The sequence below is a fragment of the Aquabacterium lacunae genome (assembly GCF_004310865.1).
GTDB classification, from domain to species: domain Bacteria; phylum Pseudomonadota; class Gammaproteobacteria; order Burkholderiales; family Burkholderiaceae_C; genus Aquabacterium; species Aquabacterium lacunae.
This window is the reverse complement of record NZ_SIXI01000003.1, coordinates 500150-524510: the sequence shown is the minus strand read 5'-3', so window position 1 is coordinate 524510 and position 24361 is coordinate 500150. Positions and strand designations below refer to the sequence as shown.

Genomic DNA, 24361 nt, shown 5'->3' with positions numbered 1-24361 from the left:
GGCAGCCCACCACAGGCAACAGGCACCCTGCACACAAGGGGGGTGCCCGCAGCCGCATTCTGCGGATTTCTGTGTGACATTCTCCACAAAAAGAGGCGTGAAGCTGGCGGTTTGCGCCAGATCGGCTGCTGCGTGCCCATTCGGTTGTGGTGGGCCGGCCTCATCTGGGCTCGTTAGAATCCGCCCGACCACGAACCTACCCGTCTTTCATCAACTTTTCTGGGGATCCACATGGCACTCGTTTCCATGCGCCAGCTGCTGGACCATGCCGCCGAAAACGGCTACGGCATTCCGGCTTTCAACGTCAACAACCTGGAGCAGGTGCAGGCCGTGATGGCCGCTGCCGACGAAGTCGGTGCTCCCGTGATCCTGCAGGCCAGCGCCGGTGCCCGCAAGTACGCTGGCGAGAGCTTCATCAAGCACCTGATCCAGGCCGCTGTCGAAGCCTACCCCCACATCCCCCTGGTGATGCACCAGGACCACGGCACCAGCCCCAAGGTGTGCCAGGGCGCCATCGACCTGGGCTTCGGCTCGGTGATGATGGACGGCTCGCTGATGGAAGACGGCAAGACCCCGGCTTCGTTCGAGTACAACGTCGACGTGACCCGCAAGGTGGTCGAGATGGCCCACAAGGTGGGCGTGACCGTCGAAGGCGAACTGGGCTGCCTGGGCAACCTGGAAACCGGTGAAGCCGGCGAAGAAGACGGCATCGGCGCCGAAGGCAAGCTGGACCACAGCCAGATGCTGACCGACCCCGAAGAGGCCGCCGTGTTCGTGCGTGAAACCCAGCTGGACGCCCTGGCCATTGCGATTGGCACCAGCCATGGCGCCTACAAGTTCTCGCGCAAGCCCACCGGTGACATCCTGGCCATCAGCCGCGTCAAGGAAATCCACGCCCGGATCCCCAACACCCACCTGGTGATGCACGGTTCGTCGTCGGTGCCGCAAGAGCTGCTGGCCATCATCAACCAGTACGGCGGCAAGATGAAGGAAACCTACGGCGTGCCCGTCGAGGAAATCCAGGAAGCCATCAAGTTCGGCGTGCGCAAGATCAACATCGACACCGACATCCGCCTGGCCATGACCGGTGCCGTGCGCAAGTTCATGTTCGAGAACCCGGACAAGTTCGACGCCCGCGAGTGGCTCAAGCCCGCCCGCGAAGCCGCCAAGCAGGTGTGCAAGCAGCGTTACCTGGAGTTCGGTTGCGAAGGCCAGGCCGGCAAGATCAAGCCCGTGAGCCTGGTGGACATCGCCGCCGCCTATGCCAGCGGCAAGCTGGCCCAGGTCGTGGCCTGAGCCTCGGTGCCTGCATGAGCATCCAGCCGCCCCACGGGGCGGCTTTTTGTTGTGCCTGAGTGTGGCCCTCGTGAGAACCCTGAGCCACCCCAGGGCCCTTTCGTGACGTTTGCATCGCCTTCGCCACGGCGTGGCGTGTTTGGCCCCTTGTCTGTCGCGAAACGTTAATTCGATTGCATTGTCTGCGATCGAGAATTTTCGGGCGTTCCCACACCTGATGAGGAGACCCCGATGACCCGTTCGCCGCTGATGCTGACCGCCCCCCTGCTGGCCCTGGCCGTGCTGGCGCCCCAGGCCCAGGCCACCGACACCGGCGGCTATGCCCGCACCCGTTACCCCATCGTGCTTGCCCACGGCATGGCCGGATTCGACCAGATGGGCCCGGTGCAGTACTGGCATGGCATCCCGGACGACCTGCGCAAGCATGGTGCCGATGTGCACGTGACGGCCGTGTCGGCCTTCAACAGCTCGGAAGTGCGTGGCGAACAATTGCTGCGACAGGTCGAGCAGATCCGCGCCCTGACCGGCGCCAAGAAGGTGCACCTGATCGGACACAGCCATGGCAGCCAGTCGTCGCGTTACGTGGCGGCCGTGCGACCCGACTGGGTGGCCTCGGTCACGGCAGTGTCGGGTCCGAACAAGGGCTCGGACGTGGCCGACCTCATCCAGCAGACCTCGGACACCGCAGGCCCGCAGTTCACCACGGTGCTGTCGTCGGTGGTCAATGGCGTGGGCAAGCTCGAGGCCATCTTGTCGGGGCATCCCGAACTGCCCCAGAACTCGCTGGGCGGGCTGGCCTCGCTCAACAGCGCGGGCGCGGCCGATTTCAACCGGCGCTTCCCGGCGGCGGTGCCGGCTTCCGATTGCGGCGAAGGTGCCCCGGTGGTTCAGGGCATTCGGTACTACTCGTGGACAGGCATTGGCCAGTTCTACAACCCGCTGAACCCGTTCGACTACGCCATGACCCTCACGGGGCTGGCCTTCAAGGGCAAGCCCAATGACGGGCTGGTCGGGCAGTGCTCGGCCCACCTGGGCCGTGTGCTGCGCAACAACTACCCCATGAACCATTTTCACACCGTCAACCAGCTGGCCGGGCTGGTGGGGTGGGGCGCTGCGCCCGTGGCCACCTACCGCACGCATGCCAACCGGCTCAAGCTGCTGGGTCTTTGAACGGACAGGCCCCAATACCCCGCCAGGTATTGGGGCCATTGGACGGTGGGCTGGTGCGGCACCGACAATATCCGGCACATACCGAGCCCGGAGCATGTTGCTGAACGGGCCATGCCCGGGAGCTTGCATGTCGACCACCACTGTCCTTGAGCGCAACCACGTGACCGTGATGGGCGAGGGGGCGCAAACCCTGGTGTTCGCGCATGGGTTCGGCTGTGACCAGCAGATGTGGCGTTTCGTCGCACCCGACCTGGCCCGTGATCACCGCGTCGTGCTGTTTGACTATGTCGGGTGTGGGCGCTCGGACGCCTCGGCTTGGAATCCCCAGCGGTATGCCTCCCTCAACGGCTATGCACAGGACCTGATCGACGTGTGTGATGCCTTGGGGCTGCAACAGGTGGTGTTTGTGGGCCATTCGGTCAGCAGCATGATCGGTGCACTCGCAGCCATTGCGCGACCCGAACTGTTCGCTCACCTCGTGATGGTCGGCCCGTCGGCCCGCTACATCAATGATCCGCCGCACTACCATGGAGGGTTCGAGGCGGCCGACATCGAGGGCCTGCTGGGCATGATGGAGAGCAACATGATCGGCTGGGCGAATTACCTGGCGCCCGTCGTGATGCAGAACACCGACCGGCAGGAGCTCAGCCAGGAACTGGCCAACAGCTTTTGTGCAGGTGACCCCGCCATCGGCCAGCGTTTCGCTCGCCTGGTCTTCTTCGGCGACAACCGGGCCGACCTGCCCCACGTGCCGGTGCCCGTGCTGGTGATGCAGTGCAGCGACGACGCCATCGCCCCGGAGTCTGTAGGGCACTATGTGCATCAACACCTGCCGCGCAGCACCCTGGTGCAACTGCAGGCCACAGGGCACTGTCCGCACATGAGCCACCCGCAGGAAACCATCGAGGTGCTGCGGCATTACCTGCAGACTGACAGCCGTTGATGCACAGCGCCAACGAGGGTTGGCACATTGACGATGTGCCGGTGGGCTTGATGCTGGTCACGGACCGTGGGCAGATCCTGCGTGCGAACCAGGCCCTGTGCGACATGCTGGGGTACGGGCTGGCGGGCCTGCAGGCCCGGAGCATCGACCAGGTGTTGACCCCGGCCGCCCGGCTGCTTTACCACTCCTATCTGTTGCCCCTGCTCAAGCTGCATGGCGAGCTGGCCGAGCTCTCCATGTCGGTGCTCACGGAGGCTGGACAGCGCCTCGACGTGCTGATCAAGGCCCGTTACCTGCCGGGCCAGCCGGGCACAGACGGCCGCATCCAGTTTGTGTTTTTCCCTTGGCGCGAGCGCCGGCGCCTGGAAGAGCAGCTGCTCAGTGCCAAGCGGGCGGCCGAGCAGGTGCCCGGCCTGCTGTTCGAAATGCGGCGCAGCGCCGCTGGGCACTGGAGCTTTCCCTATGCCAGTGACCAGTTGCGGCAGATGCACGGCCTGCCTCCCATGAGCGTGGTGGACGATGCGGCCCCCTGGTGGCGCAGCCTGCATCCTGACGATCGTGCCCAGGTGGCCGAGGACCTGGCCGAATCGGCCCGCCAGCTCAGCCCTTGGCGGGCCGAGTACCGGGTGCTGCTGCCCGAAGGCGAGGGCTGGCGCGAAACCCACGCGTCACCCCACGCGCAGCCCGATGGCGGCGTGCTGTGGCATGGCTACACGGCCGACGTGACCGAGCGCAAGCGCTTGCAGGCCCAGGTGGCCGAACGCGAAGCCACCGAACGGCTGCACCGCGCTCGCCACGAATTCCTGGCCCGTGTGAGCCACGAGTTGCGCACCCCGCTCAATGGCATCCTGGGCTTTGCGCAGCTGTTGCTGGCCCCGGGGGTGGGCGTGCAGGCGCCCGTGCACCGGGACCGTGTGCACCGCATCGAGCAGGCGGGGCGCACCTTGCTGCAACTGGTGGACGAGGTGCTCGACATCACCCGCATGCAGGCCGGCGGTCTGCGCCTGAGTCTGGCCCCGGTGGCTGTGGCCGAACTGGTCGATGAGTCTGTGCAGTGGCTGGTGCCCCAGGCCCAGACCCGAGGGGTCCGGGTGGTGGTGCAGGGCGAGTCGCCCGAGCCCCTGTGGTGCCTGGCCGACCGGCACCGCCTGCTGCAATGCCTGACCAACCTGCTCAGCAACGCCATCAAGTACGGAGCGAGCGCCGGGCAAGCCGAGGTGCGCTGGCGGGCTGACGGCGGGGCGCTGAGCCTGGAGGTGCTCGATCGTGGGCCTGGTTTCACCGCCGAACAGTTGGGCCTGCTGTTCGAGCCCTTCAACCGATTGGGTGCCGAGCGCACGGGCATTGAGGGGGCGGGGTTGGGGCTGGCCATCACGCGCGGCCTGGTCGAAATGATGTCCGGGCGGCTGCAGGTCACCAACCGACCGGGTGGCGGGGCCTGTTTCCGTCTGACCTTGCCACTGACCACGCCAGCGTCGCCCTCCGAGGTGGCCATGTCCGCTGGGCTGGGTCTGCGGCAGGCGGCTGTGCCTGATGCGGCACAGGCTCAGGCCCTGGTGCTGTACGTGGAAGACAACGACGTCAATGCCCTGGTCATGGAGTCGGTGCTGGAGCTTCGCCCCGACTGCACCCTGGTGCGCGTGGGCACGGGCCAGGAGGCCTTGCAGTGGTTGGCGCAGCACATGCCGGGCTTGTTGTTGCTCGACATGCACCTGCCCGACACCGACGGCATGGCCCTGCTGCAGCAGATCCGTGCCTTGCCGGGCCTCGCGCAAGTGCCGGCCATCGGCGTGTCAGCCGATGCCCTGCAGGACACCATGGACCGTGCCTCAGCCCAGGGCTTCCAGGGTTACTGGACCAAGCCGCTGGACCTGAACGAAGTGCTGCCCGACCTCGACGCCTGGCTGGCGCGGGTGCGCACGACAGGCAGCGACGTGGCAGGATGAACGCGCGAACGCACCCTGGCCCACGGGCTGCGCCCGATGCCCACCTTTCACTGGAGACGCCCCCATGCTCAAGCTTTACGGATTCCCGCTCTCGAACTACTACAACAAGGTCAAGCTGGCCCTGCTGGAAAAGGGCGTGCCGTTCGAAGAAGTGCTGGTGCACTTCGGCAAAGAGGGCAAGGAAGACCGCTCGCCCCTGGGCAAGGTGCCCTACATCGAGACCGAGCACGGCTTCCTGAGCGAAAGCCAGGTCATCCTCGACTACATCGAGGCGCAATGGCCCACCCCGCCGCTGATGCCGGCCGACCCCTGGCAGGCGGCCAAGGTGCGCGAGATCATCACCTACATGGACCTGCATGTCGAGCTGTGCGCCCGCCAGCTCTATCCCCAGGCCTTTTTTGGCGGCACGCTGCCGCAAAGCTTCATCGACCGGGTCAAGCCCGACCTGCAGGCCAAGCTGGCCGCGCTCAAGCAGCTGCTGGTGCTGAGCCCTTATGCCGCCGGTGACCGCTTCACCCAGGCCGACTGTGCCGTGCACGTGAGCCTGCCGCTGGCCGCTCTGGCCAGCAAGGTCATCTACGGTGAAGACCTGGTGGCCGCCGCCGGCATCGACTGGAAGGCCTACATGAAGTTCATCGGCGAGCGCCCGGCCGCCCAGAGGGTCGAGGCCGATCGCCGTGCCGACCAGGCCCGCGCCATGGCCGCCAACAAGGCCAGGCACGCAGGCGCCTGAGGCGCACGGGAGGGTGACGGTGGCGGCACAATACGGGTTTTGCGACCTTGCTGCCTGCCGACATGACCCACGCCCTGCACACCTCCGCCCTGAAGTCTCTGCCCCTGCTTGCTCGTGGCAAGGTGCGCGACAACTACGCTGTGGGCAACGACCGCATCCTCATGGTGGCCTCGGACCGCATCAGCGCCTACGACGTCATCATGGGCGAGCCGATCCCCGGCAAGGGTGCGCTGCTCACGCAGATGGCCCTGTTCTGGTTCGAGCTGCTGAAAGACGTGGCCCCCAACCACCTGACCGGCGACGACCCGGCCAGCGTGGTCAGTGCCGACGAGCGCGCCCAGGTCGAGGGCCGCGCCATGCTGGTCAAGAAGCTCAAGCCGCTGCCGGTGGAAGCCGTGGTGCGCGGCTACCTGGCCGGTTCGGGCTGGAAGGAGTACCAGGACAACGGCATGGTGTGCGGCGTGAAGCTGCCGGCCGGCCTGAAGAACGCCAGCAAGCTGCCCGAGCCCATCTTCACCCCGGCCACCAAGGCCGACGTGGGGGACCACGACGAAAACATCTCGTTCGACAAGATGAGCGAGATCATCGGGGCCGAGATGGCCGAGAAGGTGCGCGAGCTGGCCATTGCCCTGTACAAAAAGGCGGCCGACTACGCCCTGACCAAGGGCATCATCATTGCCGACACCAAGTTCGAGTTCGGCCTCGACGAGCAAGGCACCCTGACCGTGATGGACGAGGTGCTCACCCCCGATTCCTCGCGCTTCTGGCCCGTGGAAGGCTACGAAGCCGCCTTTGCGGCCGGCCAGAACCCGCCCAGCTACGACAAGCAGTTCCTGCGCGACTGGCTGGAGCAGGCCACCGTGAATGGCCAGCTGTGGGACAAGACGGCGCCGTCGCCCGCGCTGCCCGCCGACGTGATCGAGCACACCGCGGCCAAGTACCGCGAAGCGCTGACCCGCCTGACGGGCGCCTGATCAGGGCCTGATCGGAACCTGAGCGAGAGGGCCTCAGCCCTCGTCGAAGTCGGCACCCAGCGTGCCTTCGTCATCGGCCAGGGGTTCCTGGCCTTCCTGGGCTTCTTTCAGGGCCTGGCGCTCCTGCGCGATGCGCAGGGCGTCTTCGGGGCTGGCAGCCCAGCCCTGGAGGATCTGCGCCACATCGCCCACGCCGGTCTTGTTCAGGCCCGAGAACAGCGTGACGCCGATGTCCGCGTCTTCCGAGGCCATCTCGCCCAGCGCCGCCTGGGCCTGGCGCAGCGCCTCGGCCCCTTCCTTGCGGTTGAGCTTGTCGGCCTTGGTCAGCAGCACCAGCAGCTTGACTTCGCCGGTCTGCACGCGCGGGGCCACGAACTGCAGCAGCTGCAGGTCGAGTTCGGTGAAGCCGTGGCGCGAATCGACCATCTGCACCACCGCCGACAGGCTGCGGCGCACTTCCAGGTAGCGGGCCATCACGTCCTGCCAGCGCAGCTTGGCCGAGCGTTCGACCGCGGCATAGCCGTAGCCCGGCAGGTCGGCCCAGACCTGGTTGGGCGCCTCACGCGGGCCCAGGTGGAACAGGTTGATGTGCTGCGTGCGCCCCGGCATCTTGGAGGCATAAGCCAGCTGGCGCTGCTGCCCCAGGGTGTTGATGGCGGTGGACTTGCCGGCGTTCGAGCGGCCCACGAAGGCGATCTCGGGCAGCTCGTTGAACGGCAGCTGGTCAATGCGGGCGGCCGTGATGAAAAAACGTGCCGAATGGGCCCATGACAAGGCCTGTTCGGCCGGCGTGGCGGCGCGTTGTCGAGGCGCCTGAGGGGTTTTGTGGACCGGACGGGGTGCCGGCTTGGATTTGGGTCGCGGATCTTGGGCCATGGGACATTGTAGAATCCCGTGGTTTGGTGGCGATGGCGCCGCCTTTGATCACCCCACTGATCACCATGAACCGTCTACTCAACCTGTTCGCTGTGGCCTCTGTGGCCGCCACCCTGTCGGGCGCTGCGTTCGCCGCTGGCGCCACCAAGGCCGCCAAGCCTGATCTGGCCGCCGGTGAGGCCAAGGCCTCCCAGGTCTGCGTGGCCTGCCATGCCATCGATGGTTCGCGCGGTGCGCCGTCCTTCCCCATCCTGCAAGGCCAGCACCCTGAGTACCTGGTCAAGCAGCTGCACGAATTCAAGTCGGGCAAGCGCAAGAACGCCGTGATGCTGGGCTTTGCCTCGGCCCTGAGCGACGACGACATGCGCAACGTGGCAGCGTTCTACGCTTCCAAGAAGGCCAAGGAAGGCTTCGCCCAGAACAAGGACACCGTGGCCCTGGGTGAGAAGATCTACCGTGGTGGCATCGCCGCCAAGTCGGTGCCGGCTTGCGCAGGCTGCCACAGCCCCAACGGTGCCGGCATCCCGGCCCAATACCCGCGCCTGGGCGGCCAGCACGCCGACTACACCAAAGCCCAGCTGACGGCTTTCCGCCAGGGCGAGCGCACCAACAGCGCCCAGATGAGCACCATCGCCGCCAACCTGAGCGACAAGGAAATCGCCGCACTGTCGGACTACATCGCCGGCCTGCACTGAAATCCGGACATTGCTCCTGAACCCTAGGGTCGAGACACCGGTTTCGGCCCCCTTGAACAGGCGGATCCACCCAAAGTGGCTCCGCCTTTTTCTTGTCGCAATGCCGTTCGGGGTGCGCTCGCCTATAGTTTGAGCCAGCGTTCTTTTCATTGAACTTCGTCAAATGTCTGCCGTTATCGAACCCTTGTCCCGCCCCCCGGCGCGTGCTGTCTGGCGCGACCTGCTGGACCTGCTGGCGTCGATGCGCTTTGCGATCACGCTGCTGACGGTCATCTGCATCGCCTCGACCATCGGCACCATCCTCAAGCAGGGTGAGCCCCTGGTGGGGTATGTCGACACCTTCGGCCCTTTCTGGACCGAGGTGTTCGGCGCGTTGGGCTTGTTCAGGGTGTACAGCTCCGGCTGGTTCCTGGTGATCCTGGCGTTTCTGGTGGTGTCGACCTCGCTGTGCATCGCGCGGAACACCCCCAAGATCCTGGTCGACCTGCGCACCTTCAAGGAGCATGTGCGGGTGCGTTCGCTGGACGCCTTCCACCACAAGGCCCAGGGCGAGTTGCCTGTGGGGCTCGAACAGGCGCAGGGCCATGTGCAGCAGTGGCTGCAGAGCCTGGGCTGGCAGGTCAAGTCGCAGACCCGCTCGCAAGCTTCCGAGAAAGAACCTGCGGGTGTGATGGTGGCCGCCCGACGCGGGTCTGCCAACAAGCTGGGCTACATCGCGGCCCACCTGTCCATCGTGCTGGTGTGCGTGGGCGGTCTGCTCGACGGCGATCTGGTCGTGAACGTGCAGGCCTGGTGGAGCCAGTTGCAACCCTTCCGCACGGGCGAAAACCCCAGCGACAAGGCCGTGCTCAGCCTGAGCAACCCGGCCTACCGCGCTCAGCTCTACGTGCCCGAAGGCCAGACCAATGGCCAGGCCGTGGTGAACGTGGAAAAGGGCATGCTGGTGCAGCCGCTGCCGTTTGATGTGCAGCTCAAGAAGTTCATCGTCGAGTACTACGAGACCGGCATGCCCAAGCGCTTTGCCAGCGAGATCGTGGTGCATGACCTGCAAGACAAGTCTCGCCACGAGGCCGTGGTCGAGGTCAACAAGCCCTTCACCTACAAGGGCGTGACCCTGTTCCAGTCGAGCTTCCAGGACGGGGGCTCGGAGGTCAAGCTCAAGCCGGTGGCCCTGGTGGGCGGTGGCATCGAAGGCGAGGCCCTGGTCACCGGCACGGTGGGTGGGCGTGGCATCCCGCTGCCGGCGCAGGCCATGGGCGGGCTGACCATGACGCTGGAGATCGGCGAGCTGCGCGTGATCAACGTGGAAGACCTCAGCCGCGCCGACCCGCAGGGCGCCAAGGCCGGTGGCACCGACCCGCGCGGCGTGAACCTCGAAGGGCTCAGCCAGCAGCTGGGCTCGGGTGCGCAAAAGGGCGGCAAGAAGCTCACCAACATCGGTCCCAGCATCACGTACAAGCTGCGCGACAGCGCCGGCCAGGCCCACGAGTTCCAGAACTACATGGTGCCGGTGCGCCTGAACGACCAGCCGGTGTTCCTGCTGGGCGTGCGCAATTCGCTGCAGGAGGGCTTCCGCTTCTTGCGCGTGCCGGCCGACGAGAACATGACCATGCAGGGCTGGCTGCTGATGCGCAATGCCCTGTTCGACCCGGCCCTGCGCGCCGAGGCCTCGCAGCGCTTTGCACGGGGCTCGGCCCCGACCGACAAGCCCGAGCTGCAGCAGCAGCTGGCCACCTCGGCCTTGCGCGTGCTCGACATCTTTGCCGGCCTTCAGTACGACCCCAAGCAGCGCAACGAAGGCGGGCTGGTGGGGCTGGGGCAGTTCATCGAGCGCGTGGTGCCGCCTGCCGAGCAGGAGCGTGCCTCGGGCACCATGATCCAGATGCTCAATGGCGCCATCCTGGCGCTGACCGAGATCGCCCGTGAAAGGGCCGACCTGCCGCCGCTGAACCTGGCCGAGACCCGTGACCAGAACTTCATGCAGCAATCGGTGCTGGCCATGTCCGACGCCATGGCCTACCCGGTGCCGGTGGTGTTCACGCTGGACACTTTCGAGCAAAAGCAGGCCAGCGTGTTCCAGGCCACCCGCACCCCGGGTCGCAACCTGGTGTACCTGGGCTGTGTGCTGCTGATCATCGGGGTGTTCGCGATGCTGTACGTGCGCGAGCGCCGCGTGTGGGTGTGGCTGCAGGCCGCGCCCGAGGGTGGCCACACCCAGCTGAAGATGGCCCTGTCGTCCACGCGCCAGACGCTGGACACCGACAACGAATTTGACCGACTGCGCCAGGCCCTGTTGCCTGCCACAGAGAAAGGACCCGCATGAGCACCGTCCTGCAGGCCCCACCGGCCGCTTCCATGTCCCGCCAGCGCACCCCGCTGGACTGGGCCTTTGCCCTGGCGATCCTGGCCGTGACGGCCTGGACCTTCCAGCGTTATGGCGCTGCGATGGACGTCTACGAAAAGGGCATCACCCTGTGCGCTGCGCCTTCGGCCATTGCCCTGGGCTGGTTCTGGAGCCCCTTGCGCTGGCTGTTTGCCGGCACGGGCCTGGGGGCTGCGCTGGCCATTGCCTTGTACAACCGGGCCACCGACGACTACGGCGTGGACCTGGCCGCTGGCGAGCAGCTGTTCTGGATGAAGTACGTGCTGTCCAGCAAGAGCGCCATCATGTGGATGAGCGTGCTGTTTGCCATGAGCACGGTGAGCTACTGGGCCGGGCTGCTGCTGCGCCGCCAGACCCCGCTGATGATCGGCTCCAAGATGGCCTGGGCGGGCGTGTACATGGCCTGCATCGGCACGGTGGTGCGCTGGTTCGAAAGCCACCAGATTGCCCCGGACATCGGCCACATCCCGGTGAGCAATCTGTACGAAGTGTTCGTGCTGTTCGCCTGGCTGACCACCGCCTACTGGCTGTATTACGAAGACCGCTTCCGCCGTGCCGGCCAGTCCTTGCAAGGCCTGGGCGCCTTCGTCATGCTGATCGTGATGGCCTCGGTGGCCTTCATGCTGTGGTATGCCATCACCCGTGACGCCAGCAGCATCCAGCCGCTGGTGCCGGCGCTCAAGAGCTGGTGGATGAAGATCCACGTGCCGGCCAACTTCGTGGGCTATGGCACCTTCGCGCTGGCCGCCATGGTGGCGCTGGCCTACCTGCTCAAGACCGCCACGCCCAAAGCCCTGTGGGTGGGCCTGGTGGGCGTGCCGGTGGTGACCATGGGCCTGCCCCTGCTGGGTTTCAGCCTGGCCGGTGACCTCGCGCCCGACACCGCCTCGGCCGTGGCCAAGACCGGCCGCATGCTGGCCGGCGTGCTGGGCTTTTTCGTGCTGGTCATCCTGGCGCGCGGCCCCATCAATGCCTTCACGCCCAAGCCCGAAGTGTGTGACGACGTGATGTACAAGGCCATTGCCGTGGGCTTTGCCTTCTTCACCATCGCCACCATCCTGGGTGCCTTCTGGGCGGCCGAAGCCTGGGGCGGCTACTGGAGCTGGGACCCCAAGGAAACCTGGGCCCTGATCGTGTGGCTGAACTACGCGGCCTGGCTGCACATGCGGCTCATGAAGGGCCTGCGCGGCACCTTCGCGGCCTGGTGGTCGCTGGTGGGCCTGGTGGTCACCACCTTCGCCTTCCTGGGCGTGAACATGTTCCTGTCGGGCCTGCACTCGTACGGCCAACTCTGAACCTGGCCGGGTTCAGGGCCCGCCCGTCGTGCTCAAAACAGCGCGGCTTCGACCCGGCTGTTGGCGTCGGTCTTGAAGATCGCCACTGCGTCGTTGAGGCTGCGGGTCTGATCCTTCAGGCTCTCGGCTGCGGCGGCGGCCTGCTCCACCAGGGCCGCGTTCTGCTGCGTGGCCTGGTCGATGCCGCCAATGGCCATGTGCACCAGCTCCAGGCCCTGGGCCTGCTCGGTGGTGGCCTGCGTGATCTCGGAGACGATCTGGGCCACCCGCTGGCTGGAGCTCACGATGTCCGACATGGTGCTGCCGGCGTCGGTCACCAGGCGTGAACCGGTTTCCACCTTCTCCACATTGCTGCTGATCAGGGTCTTGATCTCGCGGGCGGCGTTGGCGCTGCGTTGGGCCAGCGAGCGCACTTCCGAGGCCACCACGGCAAAGCCGCGGCCCTGCTCGCCTGCGCGGGCGGCTTCCACAGCGGCGTTCAGCGCCAGGATGTTGGTCTGGAAGGCGATGCCGTCGATCACGCCCACGATGTCGGAGATCTTGCGCGACGAATCGGAAATGGCGTCCATGGTGCGCACCACCTCGTTGACACGGTTGCCGCCCTCTTCGGCCACGGTGGCGGCCTTCACGGCCAGCTCGCTGGCCTGACGGGCCGACAGGGCGTTGTGGCGCACGGTTTCGGTGATGCCGGTGACGGTGGACACGGTCGATTGCAGCGACGAGGCCTGTTGCTCGGTGCGGATGGACAGGTCCTGGTTGCCGCTGGCGATCTCGGCCGAGGCCATGTGGATGTTCTCGGCCGATTGCCGCATGGTGGCGATCATGCGGCGCAGGCTGTCGGCCATGGCGCCCATGGCGCCCACCAGCTCGCCGATTTCGTCGCGCGAATCGGCCTTGAGGTCGACCGTGAGGTCGCCTTCGGCCACGCGGCGGGCGGCGTGGTTGGCGTCGCGCAGCGGTTGCGTGATCGAGCGACCCACCAGCATGGCGGCGGCCACGGCCAGCACCAGGCCGGTCAGGCCCACGCCCAGCATCAGCATGGCGGCGTTGCGTGCGCCTTTGACCAGCGACTGGCTCACGGCCTCGGTGCGGGCGCGCTGGTGGTCGGCGAACTGCATGACCAGTGCGCGGCGTTTCTGTGACAGCCCGTCGAGCTGCCCGTTGATGACATTGACCGCGTCTTCCGGCTGGTAGGACACGGCAAAGCCGATGGCCTCGTCGGTGACCGGCACGCTCTTGTCGTTGAGCTGGCGGATCTCGGCCAGCATGGCGCGGTCGCGCTCATTGAGTTGTTGCTGCCCGACCCGCTCGATGATGGCCCCCACGGCCTTGTTGGCCTTGCGGGCCTCGTTGGCTTGCCCCTGCATGGCGTTGGGGTCGGTCAGCAGGCCGATGTTGCGCACCGAGATGTCTTGCTGCAGCACGGCGCTCAACATGGCCAAGGCTTCGGTTTGCAGCGTCTGCGAGGCCAGCAGTTCCGACTCGATCAGGCCTTTGGCCCGCTGGGCGTTGAACACGCCCACAGCACACACGACCGACAACATCGCCGACACCAGGCCAAAGCCCAGTGCGAGGCGGTGGGACACCTTGAATTTGGTCAGCACAGACATGGCAGGCTTTCTGCGATGGAAGGCAAGGGCAGGGCAGCGGCCCTCCCTGGGGCCCTTCAGCCGTGCTGATGGGCCAGCGGGCAGGTCACTTGTAGACGCCGGCGCAATAGATCACACCGTCGTGCTTTTCGACATAGGTGACCTTGTCGTCGATCTGCTTGGTGACGGGGTTGGGCCAGCGGTATTCCACCCAGCCCGGCTTGTTGCTCTCGCCGATCTTGATGATGTCCAGCACGAAGGGCTTGCCATCGGCGTCCTTCAGGGTCTGCAGGTCTCTGCCCACCAGCTTGGCGTTGGCGCCATGGGCCAGCACTTTGCCTGCTGGATCGGCCACGTAGATGTAGAGGTCGCGGTCGATGAACTGGGCGGCCTTGTTGTTGACCTCGTCGAACAGCTTGTCCTTGCCGTTGGCCTTGGCGTAGGCGATGGCCTTCTTGACCATGGCCACGGCTTCGTCCTTGGTGGCCACGCTGTTCGCCTGGGCGGCAGGTGCAGCGGCCAGGGCGGCCAGGCTCAGGGTGGCGACAAACAAACGACGCGACAGGATCGGCATGGAGATTTCCTTTCGGTGAGTGGGCAGCCGCCGCATTCCGCGGGGGCCTTGTACTTCGGGGATATCGACCTCGCTGCCCGACTCTGAAGGGTGGTGCGGCCATGACAAAGCACCGAACTGACCGGTCTTGTCCGTGATCTTTTGCGCAGGGCTGTGGACTGCTTTCCGCTACAAAGGAAGCTCGTCACCTTGCCGTCGAGGAAGCATGTTCTACGTCTTGCGCAATGCCCAGGGGCAGATCTCCAGCGTCCATGTGGACGCCGTGCCCGGCGCCGAGGTGCTGCCGCAGGAACACCCCGACGTGCGGGCGTTCTTCAACCGCGCCGATGCCGCCTCGGAGGGCTTTGCCCGCCTGGACGCCGGCCTGGTGCGGGTGCTGGAAGACCTGATCGACGCCTTGCTCGAGCGCAACATCTTGCGCATCACCGACTTGCCGCCCGAGGCGCAGCAAAAGCTGATCGACCGCAAGACCTTCCGGTCACGGTTTCAGCACAGCGCGCTGAACCTGTTCGGCAATGAATTGCCGGGCATGGACGGCAGCCAGGGCGACAACTTGCCACCCTTGCTCTGAACACAGGCCGCACTCAGGGCAGTCGGAACACAAACAGGGTGTTGCCTTCGCCGGCCTGGTAGGCGTTCTTGCCGCCAAAGCTCTTGTAGCCCGAATTGACATACAGGTCGGTGCCGGCGGGCACGGGCCCTGCCGAGTCGATGGAGCCCCCCTGGCCAGGCACGCCGTGCACATCGAGGGTGGCCACGGCGGTGTCGGCCCGCCACAATTCCTGGCCGTCTTGCGTGCTCAGGGCCCGAACGATGCCGTTGAGGCTGCCGGCAAACAGCACGTCGTTGGTCACGCTCAGTGCGGCCGAGTACATGCTGTTGTAGCGCACACCGTCGGATTCATGCGTGTCGTGACGCTCCCAGACCCGCTCGCCAGTGCGCAGGTCCAGCGCATAAATGCCGGGCCGGGCGCCCACTTCTTCGTGGATGTCGGCGCCCAGGGTGCCCGGTGCGGCGATCAGGTTGCTCACGTTCAAGCGGGCCAGCTTGTTCACCCACAGGTCGGTGACGGCTGCATAGACGCGCTGCCGGTCGATGGCCATGCCCCAGTGGATGCCGCCCAGCGTGCTGCCCACACCCAGCCGCTGCTGCCAGTTCAGGGCCCCGGTGTCGGGGTTCAGGCTGTAGACCACACCATTTTTGCTGCCGGCCACGATGGCCTGCGTGCCGTCGGGCAAGGTGGCCAGGATGGGCGGCGCGCCGAAGTCGAGGTCTTTGCCGCCCGGCACGGCGCAGTGGCCGTCGAGCCCCTTGGGCATCAGGCAGGCGGCGTTCCAGGTGTCTTTGGCGGTGGCCTGGAACACCCAGCGCACCTTGCCCGTGCTCATGTCCAGCGAAATGACGGCATCCGAGTTGGCGGTGGTGGGCGGGCTCAGGTTCTGGGCGGTGCCGATCACCACGGCGTTGCGGGCCGCGTCGATGGTGGGCGTGCCCCACAGGCTCACCCCGTTGGGGCCCTTGAAGCCCAGTTTGGCGTCGTACACCGCGTTGGCCGTGGTGTGGTACGTCCATTTGATCTTGCCGGTGTAGGGGTCGAGTGCCTGCAGCATGCCGTGGCTGCTGCAGCAGGCCGACAGCACGTCCAGCACGGTGGTGATGACCTCCTTGGTGGCCACAGGCACGAACATCGTGCCCTGGTGCACCACCGGTGAGCCGGTGATGAAGTGCCGGCTGGTGTCGGTGCCCAGGAAGGCTTTCCACACCAGCTGGCCGGTTTGCGCGTCGAGCGCGTAGAAGGTGCCGTAGAAGTCGCCACCCATCACCAGGGCCTTGCGGCCGTTGTGCGCAGGCAGGTGGTAGATGGCCGAGCTGCGCACGGCATTGCCGCCCACCAGGGCGGTGCTGCGCTTGTCGGCGCTCTGGCGCCAGTATTCGCACCCGGTGCGCCGGTTGGCGGCCACGAAGTCGCGGCCCTCGCTGAAGTACACCACCTGGTCGGTCACGGCGGGCACGCCTTTTTTCTCCTGGCTGCCCACGGCCACGTGGGTGCGCGCCAGCTGAAGCCGTCCCACATTGCCGCTGTGCAGACCGGTCAGCACGTGGCGAGTGTTGCTGGGGTTGAACCCGAAGCCGTTGTTGAGCACCTGGGCCTCGGCCGCGATGGTGTCGGTGCATCGCACGGTGGCCGCCTCGGCCGGGTGGGGCAGCGCGGCCGCCAGCAGCGAGAGCAGCATGGACACGGCGGTGGACATCGGGGCCATGCCCCACCAAGGCCGGCAGAGCGACGCAAGAAGATTCGGGTGGTGGCGAGCAGGCATGGGCGCTTCCTGAGGTGTGTGGCCCAGTGTCGTGAGCCCCGACAGGCCTGCCCATGTGTGAAACCCTGGCAAATGGGGTGGGCTGTCTGAAGCGGACAGCCAGGATGCAGCCGCGGTGGTGCGCGCGCCACGCCCTGGTCGCGCAGGCCGGCTCAGAGCACGCGGTGCTGCAGCGCGGGCAGTTGCTGGCGGCGGGTGGCCTGGGCGCAGCGGTCCAGCGTGGCCATGACCACACCTTCGCCTTCGGCCTGAACGGCCAGCACCTCGCCCCAAGGCCCGATGGCCAGGCTGTGGCCGAAGGTGCGCCGGCCGTTCTCGTGCAGGCCCCCCTGTGCCGGCGCCAGCACATGGGCCAGGTTCTCGATGGCGCGGGCACGCAACAGCACTTCCCAGTGGGCCTGGCCGGTGGTGTGGGTGAAGGCCGCAGGCAGGATGAACAGGTCGCAGGGCTCCGGCTGGCTCAGGGCCCGGAACAGCTCGGGAAAGCGCAGGTCGTAGCACACGCCCAGGCCCACGCGCCAGGGCTGTCCCTGCCGGTCGGTGGCGGTGAAGGCCACGGGCTGGCGGCCCGCCTGCAGGGTGGCGCCCTCGTCGTAGCGCTGGGTGCCGTCGTCGAAGCAGAACAGGTGGATCTTGTCGTAACGGGCCATCCGCTGGCCTTGCGGGGCGTACACCAGCACGCTGTTGCACACGCGCTCTGGGGTGTGGCTGTGCAGGGGCAGGGTGCCGCCCACCAGCCACAGGCCCAGTTCGCGGGCCAGGCGCGCCAGCAGGCTCTGCATGGGCGCTTTCGGCGAAGGCAGGGCGTCGCCCAGGTCGGGCTCGGCAATGGCCAGCTTGTCGCGGTCACGCTGGCCCATCAGGCAGAAGTATTCGGGCAGGGCCACCAGCTCGGCGCCGTCTGCCGCGGCCTGGCGGATCAGGCGTTCGGCCGTGGCCAGGTTGCGGGCCACGTCGGGCGTGGAGACCATCTGCAGGGCGGCAACTTTCATGGGCACATCGTAGCGCTTGCGCGGGATCCTCCATGAACAAAGCCCCGCAGCACGAGGCTGGCGGGGCTTGGGGGCCGGGTGGCTGAGGCTGACCTGGGGCCAGCCTGCGCCATCAGAAGCCGGCGGTCAGGTAGCGCGACAGGTTGGCGGCCGGCTTGGTTTCCTTCAGGAAGGGCAGGTAGCGCTGGTCGTTGTCCATGAACACCTTCAGCCAGGACACGGCCAGCTTGGTGTCGGTGGCCTTGTTGGCGGCCGAGGTGCTGTTGTTCACGCAGAAGTGGTCGGCACCGGCCAGTTCGGCGAACGCGTGCGGCGTGGCGGCGTTCATGCTGTCGTAGAAGCGCTTGGCGTGCGACGACACGGGGGCGATGATGTCCTTTTCGCAGGCGATGACCAGGGTGGGCACCTTCACCGACGAGAAATCCTTCAGGGTGTGCCACGGGGCCAGCGGGATGGCGGCCTTCAGGCTGGGGTTGTCGCGGGCGGCAGCCAGGGTGCCGCCGCCACCCATCGAGTGGCCAGCCACGGCCTGGCGGGAGGCGTCGATCTTGCCCTTGTAGGGCGCGGTGGCTTCCAGCGAGACCACTTGCTTGAGGGCGGCCATGAACTGCTTGCCGCGGCTTTCAGGCTGGTCCAGCGTGGTCTTGGTGCCCACGGTCACGACCACGAAGCCGTGCGAGGCCAGGCGGGCGCCCCACCAGTTGATGGCGTTTTCGGTTTCGGTGAAGCCGGGGCCGACCACGATCAGGCCGTAGCCCGAACCGGCGGTGGGGTACCACACGGTGCCCGAGCCGTAGCCGTTGGGGGTGGCGATCTTGGCGCTGGCGGTGGCGAACGAGCCGTTGCCGGTCACCGAGGTTTCGGTGGGGGCGGGGCCGTTTTCAACAGCGTGTGCGGCGGCAGCCAGGGCCAGGGCGCTCAGGCCCAGGGAAACTTTGGCCAGTGCGGCCTGGAAGGTCTTGCTCATCTGTCTGTCCTTGTTGAAGAAGGGCTGGCCTCGTCAGGCATCTGACGGACCTTTTTGTCTGATGGGCAATTGTTCGTTTGGCGACACTTCAGGGCATTCGGGTTTCCGCTGAATGGCAGTCGTTTGAGGGGGCTCGATTTCCCGTGGATCAGCGTTCTGCAGGGCGGGACGGGTCGCTGCACCACTCGCTCCACGAGCCGGCGTACAGGCGCGAACCCGGCAGGCCGGCCACGGTCATGGCCAGCAGGTTGTGGCAGGCAGTGACCCCCGAGCCGCACTGGTGCACCACCTGCTCAGCGGGCACCGTGCCCAGGGCCTGGGTGAATTCGGCGCGCAATTGCGCGGCTGGTTTGAAGCGGCCATCGGCCTGCAGGTTCTGCTGGAAAAAGCGGTTCAAAGCCCCGGGGATGTGCCCGCCCACCGGGTCCAGCGTTTCGTTTTCACCGCGGAAGCGATCGGGCGCGCGGGCATCGAGCAGGGTGAAGGGAGCGGAGGCCTCGAGGTTGGCCAGCACATCGGCGGTGCTCACCACAGCGATGCTGGGCAGGGCTGGGTCGGGGAGGGGCGCATCGGCTGGCGCGCCGGCGGCCGTGGCGTCATCCGCGGAGGTCTGCCAGGCGGCCCAGCCGCCATCGAGCACCTGCACGTCGGTGTGCCCCGCCCAGTGCAGCATCCACCAGGCCCGCGCCGCAAACATGCCGCCCTGCGCGTCGTAGCAGACCATCGTGCGGCCTGGCTGCACGCCCCAGCGTGTGAGCGTTTGGGCGAAGGCATCCCGTGTGGGCAGAGGGTGTCGCCCGTTCTGGCCAGTTTTGGGGCCCGACAGGTCGAAGTCCAGGTGGGCGTACACCGCCCCCGGGATGTGCCCCTGCCCGAATGCGGCCTGCCCGGCCAGCACATCGACCAGGTTGAAACGGCAGTCCAGCAGGGTGATGGCCTCTTCGCGGCTCAGGCGAGCGCGCAGGGCCGAAGCCGAAATCAGGGGCGAAAGGGGCGGCGAATGCATGGGCTTTGAGAATCGGTCATGGTGTTGAGTATGCGCGTTGCGGCCATGAAAAAGCCGCCCGAAGGCGGCTGGACCATGGCAGGGCGTCGACGCCCGTGCAGCCTCAATGACTGCTGGTCAGTTTCAGCTTTGGCGCTTGCGACGGGCAGCCACACCGGCCACGCCGACACCGGCCAGCATCAGCGCAATGGCCTGTGGCTCAGGCACGGCGGCGGCGCCTTGGAACGACACCTCGCCCACCGAATACAGTTCGTCGCCACCCACCGCCGACAAGCGAACGTAACGGACGGTCTGGGGCTGGAAATCGATGAACGCCGAGTAGTCGGGCGAGCCCGTTTCGCTGCTGAAGGTGTCCATGCCGCTGGTCACGGGGCCATCAAAGGCCAGCACTGTGGTCAACGCATTCCACTGCGAGCCGTTGGTCGACACCTGCAGGAAGTAGTAGTCGTTGTTGTCGACCGTGAGCGTGATGTCCTTCAGCGTGTAGAGCTGGCCGAGGTCGAACACGAAGGTCGGGGCCGTTCCAACCCAGGACACGGTGCCTGGCGCATTCCAAAGGCTGTAATCGGCGGGGTAAATGCCGTCTGTCAATTCGCTCAGGGCGCCCGAGTAGACGCCGGAGCCTGACACAGAGGTCGGGGTGATGGTGGCTGCGTGGGCACCGGCGCTCAGCGCCAGGATGCCGACCAGGCCGCACAGGTGGGTGAAATTCCGGACCATGAAACCCTCGTTTTGTCTGAATCAATCAGATTATGTTGGTGAAATTCCGTGCACGGCGACACCCCGTGAATGAGGGGTGATCAGAAGATCGCCATGCTCAACTTGCGCCGGTAGGCGTCGATCACCGGGTCGGCCGGTTGCACCTCGACCTTGCCGGCCACTTCCAGCTTCGGGGGCTGCCCCGGTGCGCCGCCTGGGGCACCGGGGCCTCCGGGCTGGCCCGGCTGACCGGGGGCGCGCTTGGGCTCGCGCACCACGGGCTTGCTCATCACTTCCAGGATGCCGACATAGGTCTTGCGGGCCTTTTCGTCGGACCAGGCCTTGTCGCGCATGATGATTTCCAGCAGGGCGTCCATGGCGTGGGTGAAGCGGCCGGCGCCGAAATGGGTCTGGGCCAGCTCGAAGCGGGCGTCGAAATCGCGGCGGTTGGCGGCAATGGCCGCGTCGAGTTCGGCCGCGCTGCGGGCGCTCGGGGCCACCACGGCGGCCTCGATGTACATGCCGAAGGCCTGCACACGCCGGTCGGGCACCGGGCCTGTGCCCTTGGCGGCGATGGGCTCGAAGATGGCCTGGGCGGCTTCGACCTGCCCGCGCTCCAGCAGCAGCTTGACCAGCTCGAAGCGGGGCTCGTCGGTTGACGGGTCGCGGTCGATGGCCTCCAGCAGTTTGGCCAGTGCCGGGTCGGCACCGTCGGCGCCGGCTTCATCCACCGAGTCGACGTCGTCCGCGGGCTCGTCGGCCATCAGGCCATCGCCCGGCATCACGTACTTGTCAAGGAACTCGCGGATCTGGGCCTCGGGAATGGCGCCCACGAAGCCGTCCACCGGGCGCCCGCCAGCCAGCATCACGCAGAACGGAATCGAGCGCACGCCGAACATCTGCGAGAACTGCCCCGCGATCTGGGGCTCGTCGTCGGCGTTCAGCTTGGCCAGCAGGAAACGGCCTCCGTACTCGGCTTCCAGCTTCTCCAGCACGGGGCCCAGCTGCTTGCAGGGGCCGCACCAGGGGGCCCAGATGTCGAGCAGCACAGGCACCTGCATGGAGGCGGCCATGAGGTCGGATTCGAAGTTTTCCAGGGTGATGTCGATCATGCGAGCCTAAAATCGAGGTTTTGTACCTGAGGAGAGCGGCGTGAACAGCGCATCGCCCGTGATTGGTGTCGTGATGGGGTCCAGCAGCGACTGGGACGTCATGCGCCTTGCTGCCGAGATTCTGACCGAGTTCGGTGTGCCTTTCGAAGCGAAGGTGGTTTCGGCCCACCGCATGCCCGACGAGCTCTTCCGTTACGCCGAGACAGCCCGTGGCCGTGGCCTGCAAGCCATCATCGCCGGGGCCGGCGGTGCGGCCCACCTGCCGGGCATGCTGGCCGCCAAGACCCCGGTGCCCGTGCTGGGCGTGCCGGTGCCTTCGCGCCACCTGCAGGGGGTCGATTCCCTGCATTCCATCGTGCAGATGCCCAAGGGCGTGCCCGTGGCCACCTTCGCCATCGGCACCGCGGGGGCGGCCAACGCGGCCCTGTTCGCCGTGGCCATGCTGGCCAACGGTGATGCCACCCTGCGCGACAAGCTGGACGCCTTCCGCGCCCGCCAGACCGCCGCGGCCGAGGCCATGACGGCCGACCTGACCCTGGACCCCAAGTGATGAGCCAAGGCGTGATCCTGCCCGGCGCCACCCTGGGCGTGATGGGGGGCGGCCAGCTGGGCCGCATGTTCGTGCACGCGGCCCAGAGCATGGGGTACGCCACGGCGGTGCTCGATGCCGACCCGACCAGCCCGGCCGGCCTGGTGTCGCACACCCACATCCAGACGGCGTACCTCGATGCCGACGGCCTGGCCCGCATGAGCGCCGTGGCCGCGGCCGTGACCACCGAGTTCGAAAACGTGCCGGCCGAAGCGCTCGACACCCTGGCGGCCACCCGCCCGGTGGCGCCCAGTGGTGCGGCCGTGAGCGTGTGCCAGGACCGCGCCCGTGAAAAGGCCCACTTCACCGGCTGCGGCGTGCCCTGCGCACCCCACGCCGTGATCGATTCGCCCGAACAACTGGCCGCCGTGCCCGACAGCCTGCTGCCCGGCATTTTGAAAACCGCCCGCATGGGCTACGACGGCAAGGGCCAGGTGCGCGTGAAGACGCGTGACGAGCTCAACGCCGCCTGGGCCGACCTGAAACAGGTCACCTGCGTGCTGGAAAAGATGCTGCCGCTGGCTTTCGAGGTCAGCGTGATCGTGGCCCGCGGCCGCGACGGCACCGTGGTGAACTTCCCCGTGCAGCGCAACCTGCACCGCGACGGCATCCTGGCCGTGACCACCGCGCCGGCCCCTGGTGTGGCCCCCGAGCTGGCCGCGCAGGCCGTGGCCAACGCCCGCCAGATCGCCGCTTCGCTGAACTATGTGGGCGTGCTGTGCATCGAATTCTTCGTGCTGGCCGATGGCACCCTGGTGGCCAATGAAATGGCCCCGCGCCCGCACAACAGCGGCCACCACACCATCGACGCCTGCGACGTGTCGCAGTTCGAGATGCAGGTGCGCTGCATGACCGGCCTGCCGCTGGTCGAGCCCGTGCTGCACAGCCCCTGCCTGATGCTGAACCTGCTGGGTGATCTGTGGTTCCCGGCGGGCAGCACCACGCAGGTCGAGCCTGACTGGGCCGGCGTGCTGACCCTGAGCGGCACCCACTTGCACCTGTACGGCAAGACCGACGCACGCAAGGGCCGCAAGATGGGCCACCTGACCGTGACCGGCGCCACGCCCGAAGCCGCGCGTGACGTGGCACTGAAGGCCGCTGCCCTGCTGGGCATCGAAGCTTTCTGACCCCCGGCAACATCCCATGGCCCAGCCCACCCGCCTCGACCCCCAGGCCGACCCGCACGCCATTGCCCAGGCCGCGCGCCGGCTGGCCGAGGGCCACCTGGTGGCCTTTCCCACCGAGACGGTGTATGGCCTGGGGGCCCGTGCCGACCAGGATGCGGCCGTGGCCGGCATCTTCGCGGCCAAAGGGCGCCCTTCGAACCACCCCCTGATCGTGCACGTGCACCATGCCGATGCGGCCCTGGCTTTTGCCGAGGCCCTGCCGCCCGTGGCCCAGCGCCTGATGGCCCGCTACTGGCCCGGCCCGCTCACGGTGATCGTGCCGCGCAAGCCTGGGCTGGCCGCGGCCTCGGCCGGCGGGCAGGACACCATCGGCCTGCGCTGCCCCGACCACCCGGTGGCCCTGGCCCTGTTGCGTGAAGCCGCCCAGCTGGGTGTGCTGGGCGTAGCCGCACCGAGCGCCAACCGATTCGGCCGCATCAGCCCCACCCGGGCCGACCACGTCATGGGCGAGTTCGTCGACGACGACCTGTGGGTGCTCGACGGCGGCGCCTGCCAGGTGGGCATCGAATCGGCCATCGTCGATTGCAGCCGCGGTCACCCGGTGCTGCTGCGTCCCGGCCGCCTGACCCGCGACGAGCTGGAGGTGGTGGCCGGCGAGCCCATCGGCTGGTCGCGCCCCGAAGCCCCGGACCCGACCGCGCCCCGGGCCTCGGGCACCCTGCTGGCCCACTACGCGCCGCGCGCCAAAGTGCGCCTGATGCCCGAAGCCGCCTTGCTCAAGGCGCTCGACGGCCTGATCCCGGTGCTGGCCGGCTGGCACAACCCCATCCCCAAGGTGGCCGCCTATTCGCGCAGCGCCTGGGCCCACCGGCCCGTGCAGCCAGGCGTCATCTTCAAGGCCATGCCCGCGCAGGCCACCCAGGCCGCGCACGACCTGTTCGCCGACCTGCGCGACATGGACGCCCTGGGCATCGAAGAAATCTGGGTGGAAACGCCGCCCGACGAATCGGCCTGGGACGGCGTGCGCGACCGCCTGCTGCGGGCCGCCGCGGCCTGAGGGCGCCCCGGCGAACGCCT

Annotated in this window: 22 protein-coding genes; 13 read left to right on the top strand and 9 right to left on the bottom strand. The window is 67.2% G+C overall.

Translation table 11 applies throughout. From position 1 onward, the window contains the following. The first annotated feature begins 231 nt into the window (after positions 1–231). The 6 genes from fba (at position 232) to EYS42_RS09730 (ending at position 7062) form a co-directional block, all read left to right on the top strand. Complete coding sequence (gene fba / locus EYS42_RS09755) at positions 232–1296, top strand: class II fructose-bisphosphate aldolase (protein WP_130967955.1); 1065 nt, start codon at positions 232–234, stop codon at positions 1294–1296. A gap of 231 nt (positions 1297–1527) precedes the next feature. Next, positions 1528–2466 (top strand): esterase/lipase family protein, encoded by a 939-nt coding sequence (locus EYS42_RS09750; protein WP_130967954.1) that lies wholly within the window; start codon positions 1528–1530, stop codon positions 2464–2466. A 127-nt stretch (positions 2467–2593) separates the two neighbouring features. Continuing rightward, entirely contained in the window at positions 2594–3409 is an 816-nt protein-coding gene (locus EYS42_RS09745) for an alpha/beta fold hydrolase (protein WP_130967953.1), read from the top strand. After that, positions 3409–5355, top strand: a complete 1947-nt coding sequence (locus tag EYS42_RS09740; protein WP_130967952.1) for a hybrid sensor histidine kinase/response regulator — start codon at positions 3409–3411, stop codon at positions 5353–5355. Before EYS42_RS09745 ends, EYS42_RS09740 begins: the two co-directional genes overlap by 1 nt. Positions 5356–5419: 64 nt before the next feature. Then, positions 5420–6088 (top strand): glutathione S-transferase family protein, encoded by a 669-nt coding sequence (locus tag EYS42_RS09735; protein WP_130967951.1) that lies wholly within the window; start codon positions 5420–5422, stop codon positions 6086–6088. A gap of 62 nt (positions 6089–6150) precedes the next feature. Beyond that, positions 6151–7062, top strand: a complete 912-nt coding sequence (locus tag EYS42_RS09730) for a phosphoribosylaminoimidazolesuccinocarboxamide synthase (protein ID WP_130967950.1) — start codon at positions 6151–6153, stop codon at positions 7060–7062. Positions 7063–7095: 33 nt separating this feature from the next. On the opposite strand, the gene yihA is transcribed toward EYS42_RS09730, so the two are convergent. Continuing rightward, positions 7096–7938, bottom strand: coding sequence for a ribosome biogenesis GTP-binding protein YihA/YsxC (gene yihA / locus EYS42_RS09725; protein WP_130967949.1), 843 nt, complete (start codon positions 7936–7938; stop codon positions 7096–7098). 65 nt (positions 7939–8003) lie between these two features. Here yihA and EYS42_RS09720 point away from each other — a divergent pair, with 65 nt between their 5' ends. The 3 genes from EYS42_RS09720 (at position 8004) to ccsB (ending at position 12311) form a co-directional block, all read left to right on the top strand. Beyond that, the gene (locus tag EYS42_RS09720) at positions 8004–8633 is read left to right on the top strand and encodes a c-type cytochrome (RefSeq protein ID WP_130967948.1); all 630 of its coding nucleotides are present in this window, start codon (positions 8004–8006) and stop codon (positions 8631–8633) included. Between the two features lie 184 nt (positions 8634–8817). Beyond that, a complete protein-coding gene (locus tag EYS42_RS09715) occupies positions 8818–10956 on the top strand; it encodes a cytochrome c biogenesis protein ResB (RefSeq protein WP_342635518.1) in 2139 nt (712 codons plus the stop codon). Continuing rightward, positions 10953–12311 carry a c-type cytochrome biogenesis protein CcsB gene (gene ccsB / locus EYS42_RS09710; protein WP_130967947.1) on the top strand — a complete coding sequence of 453 codons (1359 nt, stop codon included), beginning with the start codon at positions 10953–10955 and terminating at the stop codon, positions 12309–12311. Before EYS42_RS09715 ends, ccsB begins: the two co-directional genes overlap by 4 nt. A gap of 32 nt (positions 12312–12343) precedes the next feature. Here the strand turns inward: ccsB and EYS42_RS09705 are convergent, their stop codons facing one another. Both EYS42_RS09705 and EYS42_RS09700 read right to left on the bottom strand, forming a co-directional pair. Next, on the bottom strand, positions 12344–13921 hold the full coding sequence (locus tag EYS42_RS09705) for a methyl-accepting chemotaxis protein (protein ID WP_130967946.1): 1578 nt from the start codon (positions 13919–13921) through the stop codon (positions 12344–12346). An 85-nt stretch (positions 13922–14006) separates the two neighbouring features. Then, complete coding sequence (locus EYS42_RS09700; RefSeq protein ID WP_130967945.1) at positions 14007–14474, bottom strand: cache domain-containing protein; 468 nt, start codon at positions 14472–14474, stop codon at positions 14007–14009. A gap of 205 nt (positions 14475–14679) precedes the next feature. Between EYS42_RS09700 and EYS42_RS09695 the strand changes: the two genes are divergently transcribed. Continuing rightward, positions 14680–15045, top strand: coding sequence for a hypothetical protein (locus tag EYS42_RS09695; RefSeq protein ID WP_130967944.1), 366 nt, complete (start codon positions 14680–14682; stop codon positions 15043–15045). Between the two features lie 13 nt (positions 15046–15058). On the opposite strand, the gene EYS42_RS09690 is transcribed toward EYS42_RS09695, so the two are convergent. The 6 genes from EYS42_RS09690 to EYS42_RS09665 all read right to left on the bottom strand — a co-directional run bounded on the left by EYS42_RS09690 (position 15059) and on the right by EYS42_RS09665 (position 21568). Then, positions 15059–16735, bottom strand: coding sequence for an outer membrane protein assembly factor BamB family protein (locus tag EYS42_RS09690; protein WP_165456705.1), 1677 nt, complete (start codon positions 16733–16735; stop codon positions 15059–15061). A 209-nt stretch (positions 16736–16944) separates the two neighbouring features. After that, positions 16945–17784 (bottom strand): carbon-nitrogen hydrolase family protein, encoded by an 840-nt coding sequence (locus EYS42_RS09685; RefSeq protein WP_130967942.1) that lies wholly within the window; start codon positions 17782–17784, stop codon positions 16945–16947. A 112-nt stretch (positions 17785–17896) separates the two neighbouring features. After that, the gene (locus tag EYS42_RS09680; protein ID WP_130967941.1) at positions 17897–18751 is read right to left on the bottom strand and encodes an alpha/beta hydrolase family protein; all 855 of its coding nucleotides are present in this window, start codon (positions 18749–18751) and stop codon (positions 17897–17899) included. A gap of 148 nt (positions 18752–18899) precedes the next feature. Then, entirely contained in the window at positions 18900–19757 is an 858-nt protein-coding gene (locus EYS42_RS09675) for a sulfurtransferase (protein ID WP_130967940.1), read from the bottom strand. Between the two features lie 123 nt (positions 19758–19880). Further along, complete coding sequence (locus EYS42_RS09670; RefSeq protein ID WP_130967939.1) at positions 19881–20477, bottom strand: discoidin domain-containing protein; 597 nt, start codon at positions 20475–20477, stop codon at positions 19881–19883. An 80-nt stretch (positions 20478–20557) separates the two neighbouring features. Beyond that, entirely contained in the window at positions 20558–21568 is a 1011-nt protein-coding gene (locus EYS42_RS09665) for a tetratricopeptide repeat protein (protein WP_130967938.1), read from the bottom strand. Positions 21569–21641: 73 nt separating this feature from the next. Between EYS42_RS09665 and purE the strand changes: the two genes are divergently transcribed. Genes purE through EYS42_RS09650 form a run of 3 tightly spaced genes read left to right on the top strand, consistent with a single transcriptional unit; the run spans position 21642 to position 24341 of the window. After that, positions 21642–22118, top strand: a complete 477-nt coding sequence (purE, locus tag EYS42_RS09660) for a 5-(carboxyamino)imidazole ribonucleotide mutase (RefSeq protein ID WP_130968011.1) — start codon at positions 21642–21644, stop codon at positions 22116–22118. Further along, the gene (locus EYS42_RS09655; RefSeq protein ID WP_207301142.1) at positions 22118–23284 is read left to right on the top strand and encodes a 5-(carboxyamino)imidazole ribonucleotide synthase; all 1167 of its coding nucleotides are present in this window, start codon (positions 22118–22120) and stop codon (positions 23282–23284) included. Before purE ends, EYS42_RS09655 begins: the two co-directional genes overlap by 1 nt. Before the next feature lie 16 nt (positions 23285–23300). After that, on the top strand, positions 23301–24341 hold the full coding sequence (locus EYS42_RS09650; protein ID WP_130967936.1) for an L-threonylcarbamoyladenylate synthase: 1041 nt from the start codon (positions 23301–23303) through the stop codon (positions 24339–24341). Positions 24342–24361 lie beyond the last annotated feature (20 nt).

Coding starts and splice junctions, on each gene's coding strand:
- fba (WP_130967955.1), top strand. CDS start 232: ATGGCACTCGTTTCCATGCGCCAGCTGCTGGACCATGCCGCCGAAAAC.
- EYS42_RS09750 (WP_130967954.1), top strand. CDS start 1,528: ATGACCCGTTCGCCGCTGATGCTGACCGCCCCCCTGCTGGCCCTGGCC.
- EYS42_RS09745 (WP_130967953.1), top strand. CDS start 2,594: ATGTCGACCACCACTGTCCTTGAGCGCAACCACGTGACCGTGATGGGC.
- EYS42_RS09740 (WP_130967952.1), top strand. CDS start 3,409: ATGCACAGCGCCAACGAGGGTTGGCACATTGACGATGTGCCGGTGGGC.
- EYS42_RS09735 (WP_130967951.1), top strand. CDS start 5,420: ATGCTCAAGCTTTACGGATTCCCGCTCTCGAACTACTACAACAAGGTC.
- EYS42_RS09730 (WP_130967950.1), top strand. CDS start 6,151: ATGACCCACGCCCTGCACACCTCCGCCCTGAAGTCTCTGCCCCTGCTT.
- yihA (WP_130967949.1), bottom strand. CDS start 7,938: ATGGCCCAAGATCCGCGACCCAAATCCAAGCCGGCACCCCGTCCGGTC.
- EYS42_RS09720 (WP_130967948.1), top strand. CDS start 8,004: ATGAACCGTCTACTCAACCTGTTCGCTGTGGCCTCTGTGGCCGCCACC.
- ccsB (WP_130967947.1), top strand. CDS start 10,953: ATGAGCACCGTCCTGCAGGCCCCACCGGCCGCTTCCATGTCCCGCCAG.
- EYS42_RS09705 (WP_130967946.1), bottom strand. CDS start 13,921: ATGTCTGTGCTGACCAAATTCAAGGTGTCCCACCGCCTCGCACTGGGC.
- EYS42_RS09700 (WP_130967945.1), bottom strand. CDS start 14,474: ATGCCGATCCTGTCGCGTCGTTTGTTTGTCGCCACCCTGAGCCTGGCC.
- EYS42_RS09695 (WP_130967944.1), top strand. CDS start 14,680: ATGTTCTACGTCTTGCGCAATGCCCAGGGGCAGATCTCCAGCGTCCAT.
- EYS42_RS09690 (WP_165456705.1), bottom strand. CDS start 16,735: ATGGCCCCGATGTCCACCGCCGTGTCCATGCTGCTCTCGCTGCTGGCG.
- EYS42_RS09685 (WP_130967942.1), bottom strand. CDS start 17,784: ATGAAAGTTGCCGCCCTGCAGATGGTCTCCACGCCCGACGTGGCCCGC.
- EYS42_RS09680 (WP_130967941.1), bottom strand. CDS start 18,751: ATGAGCAAGACCTTCCAGGCCGCACTGGCCAAAGTTTCCCTGGGCCTG.
- EYS42_RS09675 (WP_130967940.1), bottom strand. CDS start 19,757: ATGCATTCGCCGCCCCTTTCGCCCCTGATTTCGGCTTCGGCCCTGCGC.
- EYS42_RS09670 (WP_130967939.1), bottom strand. CDS start 20,477: ATGGTCCGGAATTTCACCCACCTGTGCGGCCTGGTCGGCATCCTGGCG.
- EYS42_RS09665 (WP_130967938.1), bottom strand. CDS start 21,568: ATGATCGACATCACCCTGGAAAACTTCGAATCCGACCTCATGGCCGCC.
- purE (WP_130968011.1), top strand. CDS start 21,642: ATGGGGTCCAGCAGCGACTGGGACGTCATGCGCCTTGCTGCCGAGATT.
- EYS42_RS09655 (WP_207301142.1), top strand. CDS start 22,118: ATGAGCCAAGGCGTGATCCTGCCCGGCGCCACCCTGGGCGTGATGGGG.
- EYS42_RS09650 (WP_130967936.1), top strand. CDS start 23,301: ATGGCCCAGCCCACCCGCCTCGACCCCCAGGCCGACCCGCACGCCATT.